The sequence below is a fragment of the Blastomonas sp. CCH9-A1 genome, from assembly GCF_001557175.1.
Classification (GTDB): Bacteria; Pseudomonadota; Alphaproteobacteria; order Sphingomonadales; family Sphingomonadaceae; genus Blastomonas; species Blastomonas delafieldii_A.
In genome coordinates this window covers 76,181-91,214 of sequence record NZ_LSHM01000012.1, presented here as the reverse complement: position 1 = coordinate 91,214, position 15,034 = coordinate 76,181, and the positions used below count along the sequence as shown (strand labels likewise).

General features: G+C 64.5%; 11 protein-coding genes and 1 tRNA gene. 6 read left to right on the top strand and 6 right to left on the bottom strand.

The window, feature by feature from the left end; translation table 11 throughout:
- Positions 1 to 899: 899 nt before the first annotated feature.
- On the top strand, positions 900 to 2,732 hold the full coding sequence (typA, locus tag AX725_RS03760; RefSeq protein ID WP_060979737.1) for a translational GTPase TypA: 1,833 nt from the start codon (positions 900 to 902) through the stop codon (positions 2,730 to 2,732).
- Positions 2,733 to 2,814: 82 nt separating this feature from the next.
- On the opposite strand, the gene AX725_RS03755 is transcribed toward typA, so the two are convergent.
- Together AX725_RS03755 and AX725_RS03750 are read right to left on the bottom strand one after the other, a co-directional pair.
- The gene (locus tag AX725_RS03755) at positions 2,815 to 7,524 is read right to left on the bottom strand and encodes an NAD-glutamate dehydrogenase (protein WP_060979736.1); all 4,710 of its coding nucleotides are present in this window, start codon (positions 7,522 to 7,524) and stop codon (positions 2,815 to 2,817) included.
- Positions 7,525 to 7,705: 181 nt separating this feature from the next.
- The gene (locus tag AX725_RS03750; RefSeq protein ID WP_067512561.1) at positions 7,706 to 9,133 is read right to left on the bottom strand and encodes a PAS domain-containing protein; all 1,428 of its coding nucleotides are present in this window, start codon (positions 9,131 to 9,133) and stop codon (positions 7,706 to 7,708) included.
- Positions 9,134 to 9,349: 216 nt separating this feature from the next.
- Between AX725_RS03750 and AX725_RS03745 the strand changes: the two genes are divergently transcribed.
- A tRNA-Thr gene (locus tag AX725_RS03745) sits at positions 9,350 to 9,425 on the top strand.
- On the opposite strand, the gene AX725_RS03740 is transcribed toward AX725_RS03745, so the two are convergent.
- The 4 genes from AX725_RS03740 to AX725_RS03725 form a co-directional block, all read right to left on the bottom strand.
- Positions 9,396 to 11,078, bottom strand: a complete 1,683-nt coding sequence (locus AX725_RS03740; protein WP_060977323.1) for a recombinase family protein — start codon at positions 11,076 to 11,078, stop codon at positions 9,396 to 9,398. The genes AX725_RS03745 and AX725_RS03740 overlap by 30 nt on opposite strands.
- Positions 11,075 to 11,575: a GNAT family N-acetyltransferase gene (locus tag AX725_RS03735; protein WP_230962457.1), complete on the bottom strand. Its 501-nt coding sequence runs from the start codon at positions 11,573 to 11,575 to the stop codon at positions 11,075 to 11,077. Before AX725_RS03735 ends, AX725_RS03740 begins: the two co-directional genes overlap by 4 nt.
- 20 nt (positions 11,576 to 11,595) lie before the next feature.
- A complete protein-coding gene (locus AX725_RS03730; RefSeq protein ID WP_060977325.1) occupies positions 11,596 to 11,901 on the bottom strand; it encodes a type II toxin-antitoxin system TacA family antitoxin in 306 nt (101 codons plus the stop codon).
- Positions 11,902 to 11,982: 81 nt separating this feature from the next.
- Complete coding sequence (locus AX725_RS03725) at positions 11,983 to 12,234, bottom strand: hypothetical protein (RefSeq protein ID WP_155645921.1); 252 nt, start codon at positions 12,232 to 12,234, stop codon at positions 11,983 to 11,985.
- Between the two features lie 191 nt (positions 12,235 to 12,425).
- Here AX725_RS03725 and AX725_RS03720 point away from each other — a divergent pair, with 191 nt between their 5' ends.
- The 4 genes from AX725_RS03720 (at position 12,426) to AX725_RS03710 (ending at position 15,001) form a co-directional block, all read left to right on the top strand.
- The gene (locus AX725_RS03720; protein WP_060977327.1) at positions 12,426 to 12,671 is read left to right on the top strand and encodes a DUF6429 family protein; all 246 of its coding nucleotides are present in this window, start codon (positions 12,426 to 12,428) and stop codon (positions 12,669 to 12,671) included.
- Between the two features lie 133 nt (positions 12,672 to 12,804).
- Positions 12,805 to 13,293 carry a DUF736 domain-containing protein gene (locus AX725_RS21420; protein WP_223806432.1) on the top strand — a complete coding sequence of 163 codons (489 nt, stop codon included), beginning with the start codon at positions 12,805 to 12,807 and terminating at the stop codon, positions 13,291 to 13,293.
- A gap of 500 nt (positions 13,294 to 13,793) precedes the next feature.
- Complete coding sequence (locus tag AX725_RS20860) at positions 13,794 to 13,970, top strand: hypothetical protein (protein ID WP_155645922.1); 177 nt, start codon at positions 13,794 to 13,796, stop codon at positions 13,968 to 13,970.
- A 359-nt stretch (positions 13,971 to 14,329) separates the two neighbouring features.
- Complete coding sequence (locus AX725_RS03710) at positions 14,330 to 15,001, top strand: DNA methyltransferase (RefSeq protein ID WP_060977329.1); 672 nt, start codon at positions 14,330 to 14,332, stop codon at positions 14,999 to 15,001.
- Positions 15,002 to 15,034 lie beyond the last annotated feature (33 nt).

The following is a 15,034-nucleotide window of genomic DNA, read 5'->3' as shown; positions in this document are numbered from 1 at the left end:
CGCTGACGGCGGAGGCTGGGTGGTTTTCTGCCTTCAACGCAATGTCTCGAGCAGAGCGCGGGTTTCGTCGTTTGTAGGTGGTCGACTGTCATCGGCCACCCACTCGATTGCCTCTACGACTTCCTTGGTTTCAGGTTGAAAATCGTCGCTCATCATTAGGCAATCGCCGATGTAATTTACCGACATCCACGGGATGGTTCCATCGAGCAATGACTGGAGAAGCCGAACTATGTGCGTCCGGGTGACGGTAAACTGCGGACCGTCTGTGACGATTATATAGCCGATATTCGTGGGCGACCGAACTCCAGCTTCGCAAGCATCAACCTCCTGCTCGATGGCTTGAGCGAAGGTCGTAGCCGACGTCGTGCCGTCAAGAAATGACGCGAGTAGAGCGTGTTCCATTCGCTCAATTTAGCGGAGGGCCGAATGTCGGCAATGGGGTCGGTTGCTGAATGGCAGGTTTTTTCAAAACGATTGAAAAGCTGCCCTACCTCGGCTGAGCCTGAGCCTGTCGAAGGCCCCGCTATACGGCCAGCTTCGGCGCGGGTCCTTCGACGACGCGGGCTGTGCCCGCTGCTCAGGATGAGCGGAGGTGGTTAAGGATTCCCATTGCGATGAGGTTGAGTGATGGCTTGTAGAGCCCTCTCCCCTTCAGGGGGGAGGGTTGGGAGGGGGGAACGCACCAACGCTGGCCCCTCTCAACTTCGGCTAGCCAGCAAGCTGGCGAGCCTGCGTATCTCTCCCCTGAAGGGGAGAGAGCAAGGACGCGCATTGTTCCACGCACCACATCCCGCCGCAATCTGTTGCGCTGCAGCAGACCTTCGGCTATGGGCGCGCCAGCAACAGGCGTGCCGGGCAGCGGCGTGTCCGCGACCATCCCCCTGATACAGGCTTTATCCATGTCCCTTCGCAATATCGCCATCATCGCGCACGTCGATCATGGCAAGACCACCCTTGTCGACCAGCTGTTCCGCCAGTCCGGCACTTTCCGTGACAACCAGCGCGTCGAAGAGCGCGCGATGGATTCGAACGACCTGGAAAAGGAACGCGGCATCACGATCCTGGCCAAGTGCACCTCGATCGAATGGGACAATGCCGGCGAGAAGACGCGGATCAACATCGTCGACACCCCGGGCCACGCCGATTTCGGCGGCGAGGTTGAGCGCATCCTCTCGATGGTCGATGGCGTTATCCTGCTGGTCGATGCTGCCGAAGGCGCGATGCCGCAGACCAAGTTCGTCACCGGCAAGGCGCTCGCGCTGGGCCTCAAGCCGATCGTCGTCGTCAACAAGATCGACCGTCCCGATGGCCGCCCGCAGGAAGTGCTGGACGAGGTGTTCGACTTGTTCGTCTCGCTCGACGCCAATGACGAGCAGCTCGACTTCCCCGTGCTCTTCGCCTCGGGCCGCAACGGCTATTGCGGCGACAGCCCGGAAGTGCGTGAAGGCACGCTGCAGCCGCTGTTCGAGAAGATCGTCGGCCATGTGCCCGCGCCGAGCGCCGATCCCGACGGCCCGTTCAAGTTCCTCGTCACGCTGCTCGACCGCGACAATTTCCTCGGCCGCATCCTCACCGGCCTGGTCGCCAGCGGCACGGTGAAGACCAACCAGCAGATCCACGCGCTCGACCCCGACGGCAATGTGGTCGAAGCGGGCCGCGCCTCGAAGATCATGGCGTTCCGCGGGCTGGAGCGCGTTCCGGTCGATCAGGCGAGCGCGGGCGACATCATCTCGATCGCCGGCCTCACCACCGCGACCGTTGCCAACACCATCTGCGACACCAGCGTCACCGAGCCGCTGCACGCGCAGCCGATCGATCCGCCGACGCTGTCGATGCGCTTTGCGGTGAACGACAGCCCGTTTGCGGGCCGCGAGGGCACCAAGGTGACCAGCCGCATGATCCGCGATCGCCTGATGCGCGAAGCCGAATCGAATGTCGCGATCAAGGTCACCGAATCGGCCGACAAGGACAGCTTCGAGGTCGCCGGGCGCGGCGAATTGCAGCTGGGCGTGCTGATCGAGACGATGCGCCGTGAGGGCTTCGAGCTGGGCATCTCGCGTCCGCGCGTGCTGTTCGGCGAGGACGAGAACGGCAACCGCACCGAGCCCTATGAAACCGTCGTCATCGACGTGGATGACGAGCATTCGGGCACGGTCGTCGAGAAGATGGCGCTGCGCAAGGCCGAGATGACCGACATGCGCCCCTCGGGCGGTGGCAAGACCCGCATCACCTTCAGCGCGCCCTCGCGCGGGCTGATCGGCTATCACGGCGAATTCCTGTCCGACACGCGCGGCACGGGCATCATGAATCGCCTGTTCGAGAAATACGGACCGTACAAGGGCGCGATCGCGGGCCGTCCGGTCGGCGTGCTGATCTCGAACGGCACCGGCGACACCGTGGGCTATGCGCTGAATGCGCTGGAAGATCGCGGCAGCCTGTTCATCGGATCGGGCGTGCCCGTGTACGAGGGCATGATCATCGGCGAAAATGCCAAGCCCGAAGACCTTGAAGTGAACCCGATGAAGTCGAAGCAGCTGACGAACTTCCGTTCGACCGGCAAGGACGACGCCATCCGCCTGACCCCGCCGCGCCTGATGAGCCTGGAACAGGCGATCGCCTATATCGACGACGACGAAATGGTCGAGGTAACCCCCAAGACCATCCGCCTGCGCAAGCGCTTCCTCGACCCGAACGAGCGCAAGAAGCAGAGCCGGAAGAAGGAAGCGGCGTAAGCCGGGCCTTCAGCATAAAATGAAAAGGGGCTGGTGCAGCGCTGCACCAGCCCCTTTTTCGTGGCTGCGGCGGGACGGGAAGTTACCGCCCCAGCAGTATCCGCGCCTGGCTCGCGATCTGCGCCAGCATCGCGACGCTCGGCGCGGCGTCGAGCCTTGCGCGGTCGACGAGGCCGCGGAACTGCTTGATCCTCGGCAGGTTGGCCTCGGTCCAGTTCGCGACATAATCCTGCGGGTCGCCGCCCTGCGCCTTGGAGAGAAAGTCGAGGCGCATCTGCTGGAAGTCGCGGGCCAGCCCGGAAACCAGCAGCCGCTCCCACGGATCGCTGGGCGACATGCGCGCGGCGGTCATCTGCGTCCAGTCGAGGCCCAATGTCGCGCCTAGGTCGGCGAACGCATGGGTCAGCGGCAGCGGGCCGGTGCCGCTATGGCTGGCAAGGTTGGCGAGGCCCGCCGCGCCGTCGAGCCCGGTCAGCCGCACGATATGCGCGGCATGGGTCGGGGCTGCGCCCTGCGCGGTCAGGTCCTGCGCCTGGCGCGCGGCCTGCAGCCGGGCCTCGGCGTTGAGCAGATCGTCCATGCCTGCGATCAGCGCATCGACGCCGGGCTTCAGTGCAGCGACGATCTCGCCGGGCATCAGGCCGTCGGGGCTGGCGCGCAACACGTCGGCAATGTGCACGCGCACGATATTGGCGGTCGCGTCGAACAGCATAAGGCGGACCTGTTCGTCCATCGCCGCATTGTCGAACTCGGCCCAGATCGCGGGCAGGCCGAACAGCCGCTCGGCCGCGATGAACGCGCAGGCGACATCGCCCAGCGTGCAGCCTTCCTCCTCCGCCAGCTCGAACGGATGGATCAGGCCCAGCCGGTTGATCATCCGGTTGGCGAGCTTGGTCGCGATGATCTCGCCGCGCAGCTGGTGCTGCATCAGCACATCGCCATAGGCTTCGCGCATCTGCGGCGGGAAGGCGGCGAGCAGCTCGGGCCGCATCGTCGGATCGTCGGCGAGCGGGATGCGCTCGATCGCGTCCTGCAGCGCCAGCTTGGCGGTCGAGAGCAGTACCGCGAGCTCGGGCCGGGTCAGGCCATGGCCCTCCTGCGCGCGGCGCTTGAACGTGGCATTGTCGGCCAGCCCCTCGACCTTGCGGTCGAGCCGGCCCTGTTCCTCAAAATGCTCGATCAGCCGCAGATAGCTGGGCAGCGCACGCGTGCCGCCCTTTTCGGCGATCGAAAGCCCGAGCGCTTGCAGACGGTTGTCCTCGAGCACCAGGCTGGACACGTCGTCGGTCATCGAGGCGAGCAGCGCGTTGCGCGACGGCTCGTCGAGCAATCCGGCGCGCATCACGGCGGCAAGGCCGATCTTGATGTTCACCTCGTTGTCCGAGCAGTCGACGCCGGCGGAATTGTCGATGAAATCGGTGTTGATCCGCCCGCCCAGCATCGAGAAGGCGATGCGCGCGGCCTGGGTGACGCCCAGGTTCGCGCCTTCGCCCACCACCTTGCAACGCAGCTGTTCGGCGTTGATGCGCAGCGGGTCATTCGAGGGATCGCCGACGTCGATATTATTCTCCGACGCGGCCTTGATGTACGTGCCGATGCCGCCGAACCAGATCAGGTCGACCTGCGAGCGCAGGATCGCGGAGATCAGCGCCGCCGGTTCGATCTCGTCCTGATCGATGCCCAGCATCGCCTTGACCTCGGCGGTCAGCGGAATGGCCTTCATCGATCGGGGGAAGACGCCGCCGCCCTTCGAGATCAGCGCCTTGTCATAATCGTCCCAGCTCGAGCGCGGCAGCGCGAACATGCGTGCGCGCTCCTCCCAGCTCTTCGCCGGATCGGGGTCGGGATCGAGGAAGATATGCCTGTGGTCGAATGCGGCGACCAGCTTGATCGCCTTGGACAGCAGCATGCCGTTGCCGAACACGTCGCCCGACATGTCACCGCAGCCCGCGACGCGCACCGGATCGGTCTGCACATCGACGCCCATTTCGGCGAAATGTCGCTGCACCGAGACCCAGCCGCCCTTGGCGGTGATGCCCATCGCCTTGTGGTCGTAGCCCTGCGATCCGCCCGAGGCGAAGGCATCGCCCAGCCAGAAGTTGAACTCCGCCGCAATGGCATTGGCAGTATCCGAGAAGGTCGCGGTGCCCTTGTCGGCGGCGACGACGAAATACGGGTCCTCGCCATCATGCACCACGACATCCGCCGGGTGCACCACCTTGCCATCGACGATATTGTCGGTAACCGACAGCAGCGTGCGGATGAAGGTCTTGTACGCCTCCTTGCCGCCGTTCAGCCAGCCGTCGCGGTCGGTCGCGGGATCGGGCAACTGCTTGGGGAAGAAGCCGCCCTTGGCACCGGTCGGCACGATGACGGCGTTCTTCACGCGCTGTGCTTTCATCAGGCCCAGCACCTCGGTGCGGAAATCGTCGCGCCGGTCGGACCAGCGCAGCCCGCCGCGCGCAACGGGGCCAGCGCGCAGGTGGATGCCTTCGACCTGCGGCGAATAGACGAACATCTCGCGCCAGGGCAGCGGGGCCGGGAGGCCGGGCACCTTGGCGCTTTCGATCTTCATCACCATGGCCAGCTTCGCCGCCGGAGCAAAGGCGTTGGTGCGCAGCACCGCCATCACCAGCGCGCGCAGCATGCGCAGCAGCCGGTCATCGTCGATCGCCGACACCTGGGTCAGCCCGGTGTTGATCGCGGCGAGATTCGCCTCGGTCGCTGCCTCGCGGTCGCCGGTAAACGCGGGATCATGCCGCGCGATGAACAGCGCAACCAGCGCGTGCGCGACATCGGGCGCATCGTGCAGCGCATCGACCATCGTGCCGATGCCATAGGGCAGGCCCGCCTGGCGCAGATAGCGATACCAGGCGCGCAGCCAGATGACGGCGCGCTGCTCAAGCCCGGTTGCGGCGATCAGCCGGTTGAACGGATCGTTCTCGGCCTTGCCCTCGAGCGTGCCGGAAATCGCCGCCTCGATTGCAGACGCGCGCTGCAGCAGCGCCTCGACATCGCCCTGACCGCGCAGGCTGAGCAGGAAATCGTGAATATGCCCGCCATCGGCCCCGCCCATCTGGGTCGGGATTTCCTCGAGCACGTCGAAGCCGAAATTCTCGAGCACCGGAACGGTCTCGGACAGCGGGATCGCGCCCGCCTGGCTATAGAGCTTCAGCCGCAGGTTCTGCGCCGCGTCCAGGCTCTTGCGATAGAGCCGCGCGCCGTGCTGCTCGGGCCCTTCGAGATTGCGCAGCCGCAGGATGTCGAGCGCGGCTTCCTGCGGGCCGTAATCGGAACGATAGGCCATCGGGAACTGCGCGGCATAACGGCTGGCCAGCGCGGCGGCGCGGCTGTCTTCGCCCTGCGCGATCAGCGCTTCCTCGACCGAGGGCTCCCAGCCGCGCACCATTGCACGCAGCGCGGCATCGAGCGCGGCATCGTCAATCTGGTCGGCACCATCGCGCACGTCGAGCACGTAGCGCAGCAGAGCGATCTCGCCGTCCTCGAGCGAGATCGACCAGCTCAGCGTCTTGCCGCCCGACGCTTCGATCAGCATCCGCTCGATCGCGACACGCCTGCCGGTCGAAACCTCGTCGCGCGGCAACCAGGCAAAGACGAACAGGTGCCGCTTGAGCGAGGATTGCACCGTGACCAGCTTCGAGCGCGGACGGTCGGCCAGCGACATTGCGGTCAGCGCGACGCGTTCCAGATTTTCCAGGCTGAACGCGATCAGCAGATCGTGCGGCAGCGCGGTCAGTGCATGCGACAAAGCCTTGCCCGCATGGCCGTTGGGCGCAAAGCCGAACTTGTCCATCAGCAGCTTCAGGTGCGCGCGCAGCACCGGCACGCGCTCGGGTGCGGCGGCGAGCGCGGCGCTGGTCCAGATGCCGCCATGGACGGAAAGCGCGGCGACGCGGCCATCCTCCCAGATCGGCAGGATGATGAGATCGAGCGGCGCGCGGCGGTGCACGGTCGAGATGAAGTTCGACTTGATGATCAGCGGCGCAGCCTTGCCGCTTTCGAACCAGGCAAAGGCGCGGTCGAACGAATGCGCGGCAAGCAGATGGCGATCCTCGCCCGCCATGCGCGCCAGGCCCAGCGGCGCTTCGGCAGAGCCATCGCGGCGATAGCGCAGATGCGCAAGCTGGGTCATGTTGCGGTCGAGGAACCAGCGCAGCAGCGCCGCGCCTTCGCCATCGGCCATCGCAGCGGCATCGGCCGCCATCGCCGCCTGCAGCATCGGCCAGTCGGTTACCGCAGCGCGCACATCGGCCATGGCCGAAAGCAAAGCGGCTTCAAGCGCCTTGCGCTGCCGGGCATCGGCGCGCTCGACCTCGAGATAGACGACGGACTCGCGCCGCTCGCCGGGGGCCTCGTCGGTATAGATTTCGCTCAGCAGTCCATCGGCATCGCGGCGCAGCGCCACCACCGGATGGATGACCCGATCGATCGCCAGGCCGAAGCGCGAGATGGTGGCAGCGATGGAATCGACCAGAAACGGCATGTCGTCGTTGATGATCGCGAGGCGCATGTGCCGTTGCCCGGCCTGTCCCGGGATCGATTCGATCGCGAGCACGGTATCGGGCGAGGCACGCCGCGCCATCGCCCTAAGCGCAAAATCGGCAGCCTGCTTGCTCGCCTCTGCGTCAAATCCCTCGTTCTCGCCCGGCAGTGCGCCCTTGAGAAACGCGTCGCTCAAGGTCTGGCGAAGGCTTTCATGCTGTTTCGGATCGGAAAACGGGGTGCTGGACGGCGCGTCTGCATCGGACGCAGCATTCTGGATGTCGGCCATGGGTTCCTCGTGCCCCGCGTGCGCGCTGGTTTGCCGCCTCTTTATGGGGTCTGCTGCCCCGGCTTATGCGCCATCGCTCGCGGCTTCTCAAGCATACAGCCGGGTAACCACGCCAAAATGACGTAATTTTCTTTCAGTCGATCGATTAAATGTTACGAGCTTTGCAGATAGCGTTCCGGGCTCAACCCGCGATCTTGCGCAGGATGCGATCGGCTACCGGGTCGTCCTCGCCGATAATGCCGATCACGCCGAGCGTGCCATTGGCATCGCGCCGCGCGACCAGCACCGCAAATTCGCTGTCGCCCAGGTCCACCGCGCTGACCGGCTGGGCAGGCGCCGCGCGCAGACGCTGGCGCGTCTCGTGCTTGCGGCAGAGCTTTTCGGTATCCTCGTCGCGCGCACGGCGCGCCTTGCGCTCGATCTGCACGATCGCCTTGAGCCCGCCGGGCTGCTGCGCGAGCAGGTCAGCGAGGCCGCCGCGCGGCACGTCGCGGCGCATCGCATGGGCGAGCACGCACGCATATTCGGCAAGCCGCGTCTTGTCATAGCTTGCGCCGAAGACAAGCTTGACCAGCGGGGTCATCGGTGCACGCGCCTGGGCCGCGATGCCGCTATCGGCCAGCAGCGCGGCATAATCGTCAGGCCTGCCGCGCGCCGCCAGCGCGAAATCATAGGCGCGTCCGATTGCGGCATAGAGCGCATGACGCGACCGGTCCTCGGTCGCCAGCGCGGCCTCGACATGGGCGCGGGCGAACTCAAGCAGATCGGCGAGCGCTTCGTCGCCGCCCGGCAGGTCGACCACCGGAAAGGGATTGGCTGCCGGCTCGTCTTCGAGCCCGCCGAAGCCGACCTCGATCAGGCCATCGGACAAATCGTCGAACATCGCATAGCCATCGAGCGACAGCGGCTCGTCGAGTGGCTCCGCGCCGATTTCACCCGGTGCCAGATTCTGCACGGGATCATCTTCCCAGACCGGCAGCGCGGGCTTGCGCGGGGCCTGTCTTACGGCTTCGTCGATCTGCAGGATCAGCTCTTCGGTGAGCTTGCGGTCGGCCAGTTCCTTCCAGTTGATCACGCCATAGACGAAGTCGATCGTGTCGTCGTCGGTCGAGAAAGGCAGCAGGATGCCGCGATACATGATCGTCGATCCGCGATCGTTCACATATTCGGCCTCGAATCCAATCGGCGCCTGGTTGGCCAGGATCTGCATGTAATGATCGGTGATTCGCGATAGCAGCGACCGGCCCGGCACCTCGTCGAGATAGGCGATCGACTCGGGCAGGTTGCTTTCCTCGCGGAGCGCCTTGCCGATGAAAGGGATTGCCGGGTTCTCGATTCCCGAGGTGAAATCGAGCAGCACGCTGTGCGGCCCAAAGTCCTCGATATTTTCCGGATCGAGGTCCTCGATCGACGGAAATACCCTATTTCCCAGCAACTTGGCCCAATGGTTATAGGCACGGACGTGCATCCGCCGCTCGTCGCTGCCAAAGGTCTGGGGCGGGTCCATCAGCGCTTCGTCATCGCTGCTTGCGTCTGCCGATGCCAGCAGCTCTTCGTCTGCGGCATCATGGCCTTGTCCGACATCGCGATATCCGCGCAGAGTATCCATGGAACGGTCCCAATCAGTGTCCTAGGCGGCCACTGTCTCGCAAGGAGGTAAAACTAGGGTTAATTAACCACATCAGTGCGTTAGCCAGACCCCGTGCCAGAGTTGGCGACGCTGCCGACTTCGCGTCCCCGGGCCGCAAGCTGCTCAAGGCGTCTTGCATCCGGCCCGCGAGGCTGATAACGGCACCGCTCGCACCGGCCAACCAAGGCCCCGCGCGCCGCTTTAGCTCAGTTGGTAGAGCACATCATTCGTAATGATGGGGTCACGTGTTCGAGTCACGTAAGCGGCACCATTTCGGTCCAAAAGCCCGAGTCCCTAGCACCGCCGCCTCTACGCCAGAGACGGCGGTGAGGGTGCGCAGCAACTCGGTGCGCGTGCCGCAGATTCGCACATCCGTCTTGCTGTGGACCTCGACCCGCTGGGCCACCGCCCGAATATGGTTTCGCGCATAGGAGCCATCGTCGTGGCGGAGCTTGCGTTTGGCGACCAGCGCGAAGGCGTGAAGGCTCTCGACCGTGATCTCCGGGCTGATCCGCTCAATGTGTGCGACCGCGCGCTCGGCATCGCCTCTGGCCTGGTCGCGGATGGTGGTCAGCTCGGCAATCCGCGCCTTGAGCGACGGATCGCCCATATCGACCAATCCATTCTCGATCGCTTCATAGAGCCGGGAAAGCTTGGTCTCGACCTCAGTCGCGCGCCGTTCCATCTCGGCGACGTGCTGGCGGCGCTCGGTCACCCATTCGTCGCGTCGGGCAATAAGCTGGTCCATCAGCACTTCAAGGCGCGCGGGATCGAGCAGCCGCTTCTCCAGGTGCTCGATCACCGCCTCGTTCAGCCGATCCATCGGAAGCGAGACGCCGGGGCATCCCGTCTTCCCTTTCGTCGCCTTGGTCGCGCAGGTGTAGTAGCGATACTCCTGCCCACTCCGGCTGGTGCCGGTGCGCAGCGTCATCGCGCCACCGCAACAGGCGCAGAAGCAGATGCCCGTCAAGAGCGTCGATCCGCCCACCGCCCGCGGCGGCATCATCTTCGGGCTGCGCGCTTTCAAGGATCGCTGCACGGCCTCGAACTCCGCCACCGTTATGATCGGCGGCACCTCCATGATGGCGTGCTCGGTCTCCGGCTTCGCGCGCCCCTTCTTCACGTCATAGGTGTTGAAGCGGTGCTCGCCGATATAGGTGGTCCGCGTCAGCACCTGATGGACCATGCCCTTGCCCCACCGACCGCCATAGCGCGTGCGGATATTATTCTCATTGAGCCAGCACGCGATCGCCATGACCCCGATCGGCCCGCGCCCATCCGCGCCTTCCAGCGCCAGCCGGAAAATGCGGCGCACCGTTTCGGCGTGGAGCGGATCGATCTCCAGCTTTTTCTTGATCTTCGCGCCGCGCTGCTCGGCCGCGACCGCGCGATAGCCGATCGGAGGACGGGCGCCATTCCAGAAACCCTGCCGGGCGTTTTCGTTCATCGCGCGCAGCGTATGCTTGCCGTTCTCCTTCGACTGATATTCGTCGAACAGCGTCATGATTTTCCGCATCATCTCGCTCATCGGATCATCGCCGAGAATCTGCGTGATGGAGACGAGCTGCACGCCGTTCTTCGCCAGCTTGCGGAGGTAGAACTCGAACTGGAATTGATCGCGGAAAAAGCGCGAGAAGCTATGGACCACGATCACGTCGAAGGGCGACGGCCTTTCCAGCGCCGCGTCGATCATTTCCTGGAAGGCGGGACGGCGATCGTCTGTGCCCGAAACCCCCGGCTCGACAAACTCGGCCGCGACTTCCCAGCCGTTCGAGTGGCAATAGCTCGACGTCTGGCGGCGCTGGTCCGGGATCGACAGATCGCTCTCGGCCGAACGCGGCGACGAGACGCGCAGGTAGAGCGCGGCCCGCAGCGCCGGTTGCACGGCTCCGGTTTCCGAGGGGGCGAGAGCAGCGTTCGTCATCGTTCGACCAATCTTTGAATAGTGTGCATCGGCAGCACGAGGCGTTGGGAATCTGGCAGGCGCACGAAGCCATTGCCTTCGTAGAAGGCTGCCGCGCGATCATTGATGGCGTCCACGACGAGTATCGACGAGCCAGCTGTCGCGGCCGTCGCCCAGACGCGCTCGACGGCATCGGCGATCAGGATCGCCCCAAGGCGTTCGCCCTGCCTCGCTTGCGACACCGCGAGCTGGCCGATCAGCGTCGCGGCGACGAGCGGGTAACGCGGGACATGCTTTCGCGCCGCTGCCGGAATGTCGCCCTGCGCGATGTTGGCCTGACTAAGCGTGTAATAGCCGAGAACCACGCCGGGATTTGCACGCTCGGCGAGAACGAACACACCAGCCGAGCGGCGGCGCATGTCCTGGCCCGCCTGCCTCCGCAAATATCGATCGAGACTGTCGATGCCGCAGGAAAATCCCTCGCGGTCGTGATGCGGCCCCAGCGGCTCGACCTGCAAATCCGCATGCGCCGTCATGATCAGGACGCAACCCGGCGCCGGTGCTCCTGGAGAGCGCGGATCAGCCGCTCGCTGGGCTCGGGCGGATTGATGAGCGCATCGAAGAACGCCGCGCGGTCGCGATCCGACAGCACGAGCGTTTCATGCTCGGCGATCGTTCGCCGCGCCGTGTCGGCTAGCGCTGTCACGCAAAAGTCGCTGACCTTGCGCCGCGTGAGGTGAGCTGCCCGCTCGATCAAATCCTTCGTTTCTTCGTCAATACGGAAGCCGAGCCGCTCGACGCGATTGGCTCTGGCGGACTCCGCTACGGCTTGTTTGCGCGGCATGGGACCGACTCCTGACTTATCCATTTCCGCTACAATGTACGTCACTTTGACGAACATTTCAACCCCTTTCCATTGGCCGTTTTAGGGGAGCGGCCCGAACAGGGCGTCCAGCTCCTCACGAAAAGCGCCTTCGATGACGCGCAACTCGGCATCGCCGATGGGAACCTGCTCGGGCCAGTCGTCGGTAACGACGATCGGCGCGCTGGCGGCATTCTTGCGCGCCGACGCGCGCGTCGGCTGCGGCTGCATGTAATCGTGCAGGTCTTCCAGCCCTTCCGACCAGCCGCGGGGTGCGCGGCGGCGACGTTTGCGAGAGAGTCCCATATTGCTCAAGCTGCCGCGCATCTCTCGGGAATCCAGCAAAATCGCCCTCGGGCGCATACATGCCGGACCCGTAGCAACGGCGGCGGGATTCGGCGCACGGCGGCGCAAGGCGGAAATAGCGAAGTGTAGCGTAGCAAAGATAAGTGCTCACGGCGGGATCGTGGATGCCGTGTGCAGCCCGGTTTGCTATCCTCCCGCGCATGGACTCGCGGACGGACACCGACACCGACACCGACAGAATCGACGAGGCGGTGCTTGCCCTGCTATGGCTCAACCTCAGCACCACCGGCACGGCCTGGAAAGGCTTCGACTGGAGCGCGATGGATCGACTGCACGAACGCGGGCTGATCTCCGATCCTGCGCGCAAGGCAAAGTCGGTGCATCTGACCGACGACGGCATGGCCGAAGCCGAGCGCCTATTCACCGCGCTGTTCGCTCGCCCGTGAATCCTGCCACGCCGACGCGAAAGCCAGAACCCAGCCATCGCTGCTGGGTCCGCTGAAATACCGGGTGCAGCATTGTCTCCCGTCCTGCCTGCCCGACCGACCCTCGCGGCCTCCCTCGTGGCTTGATCTGATCGTGTCCACCTGGCGGCGCAACGGCGCCGGGCAGCTTTTTTCCGCCGCCTTCGGCTTTGCAGCGCGAAGCAAAAAAGCGGCCCTTTGGCCGTCCATAGGCCGCAAGCGGTGCGCAGCCGAACGTCCCCGATCTTCGACACGCCACGAGGCCGCGAAGGGCGCGGTCCCGAGTCAAGAAAGGACTGACGACATGATCTGCGGAAACTTCAAAGCGACCGATCGCGGCTTTCACGGCGAAATCCGCTTTTTCGGTCTCAGCGAGAAGGTGGAAATCCTTCGGATCGGCGACAAGGCAAGCGACAAGTCGCCCGACTATCGCATCGTTGCCGCCGACGATGAACGCGTGGAATTCGGTGTGGGCTGGCTCAAGGCCACCAAGGACCAGAAGCCCTACGCTTCGCTCAAACTCAATCCGGTCCTGGCGCCGGACGTTCATCTCCGGCTTGTCTCGACCGAGACAACGGGCAAGTTCGAGCTGAAGGTCGACTGACCGCGGAAGCGTCCCGCCAGCAATGGCGGGGCGCTTCCAGTTTTCCATAAAGGATCTGCGCCGTGCGAAACCGCACCAGCCATTGCATCGGCCTGCCACCGGACGATGCCATACTCGCTACAGGCGCCCGCCCAGCCAGATAACGGTAAGCCCAGGACTCCGCATCCTGGTCGACGGAGGCATCCATGCGCGCAAAGTGCAGGGGAAGCGTCCCACTTCTGCCCCCATTCCTACCTTGCCCGGCGTGTTTTCCACTATGGCCCTAGCCTTGCCGATCCCGCTTTGCCCGAAAATCCGTTCATCTCCCTCCCGGGCTGGTTGCTGATTAGCGCATCTGGCTTTGCCGGGCGCCTCATGCGGGAAGTGGCATAGCCACCAAGCAGAAAACCGGCGCCAGCGCCTACGGTTTCCGCAAGCGGACCCTCCGTTTTTCAGCTTGCCCGCGTCGCCCGCCAAAGCCTGCCTGATGCATCAGCAACGCCAGCACACAGGAGGCAGACATGAAAAAGGATTGGGCAAAGATTCGCAGGATCAACAAGGCCAGGGCCGACCGGAAGATGGCCGCCGAGCAGGCCAAGCCGGAATGGGAACGGAAGTGGGAAGCGCGCGAACTGGCACGCGCCCACGGATACATCCCCTACCTCAGCGATGAGGTTGCAGCCTACCGCGACCTGTAAGGCGGACAGCACCCGATGGCGCCCCACGCCATCGGGTTTTTTTGTGCCTCGCAGGATAGCGGTCTGGGGGGATCGAGCAGGGATCGGCCTGAAGGCCGCGCCGGTAATCCCGGCTGTCATTTGCTTTTCGCGCCGCCAAGGCGGCGCGATCGTTGCTAAGGACGTAGTCCTCGCGCCGGTCAAGGTAAGTGGAACCGTCCGGGGCGGTATCCCCACCTTCCGCGCTTCGCTTGTGCAGGCGGGTGATTCCCCTCCGCCCCGGCCGCCCTTGCCCCGTTGCTACCCTTGGCTCGCCGCCGGGCAGAAGTTCAGGCGCGGCATTCCGCTTCGCTGAACTTCAGAACCAAAGGATTTGAGATATGACCAGCAAGGCACAGGCTCCCCGCGATGTGATCTTCAACGGTGATTGCATTGAAGTGATGCAGGCTTTCGATAGCGGCACGGTGGATTTCATCCTGACCGATCCGCCCTATGTGACCCGCTACCGGGACCGCCAGGGGCGCAAGGTCGCCAATGACGATAACGGCCGGTGGCTGCGTCCGGCGTTTCGGGAAATGCACCGCGTCTTGAAGGATGGCGGCTTTGCGGTTTCCTTCTATGGCTGGAACAAAGTCGATTTGTTCATGGATGCATGGAAGGCGGCAGGCTTCCGCATCGTCGGCCATCTTGTTTTCCGCAAGCGTTATGCGTCATCGGCCCGCTTCCTTCGCTATGAACATGAGCAAGCCTATTTGTTGGCAAAGGGCAATCCCGTCCGTCCGACACGGCCTATCCCCGATGTGCTCGATTTTCCTTACAGCGGGAACCGCCTGCACCCCACGCAGAAGCCGGTTGAAGCACTGGCGCCATTGATCGAGGCTTTCACGCAGCCGGGCGACCTTGTCCTGGACCCATTCAGCGGTAGCGGTTCGACCCTTGCGGCAGCCCAGCAACTCGGGCGCGACTGGACCGGCATAGAACTGGACAACGGCCACTATCACACCGCCAGCAAGCGGCTTGCCGCGCGGCAGCATCGCCGGGCGGCCGCATAGGTCGCCACCCTTTCCCATCATTCGCGCCCGTCC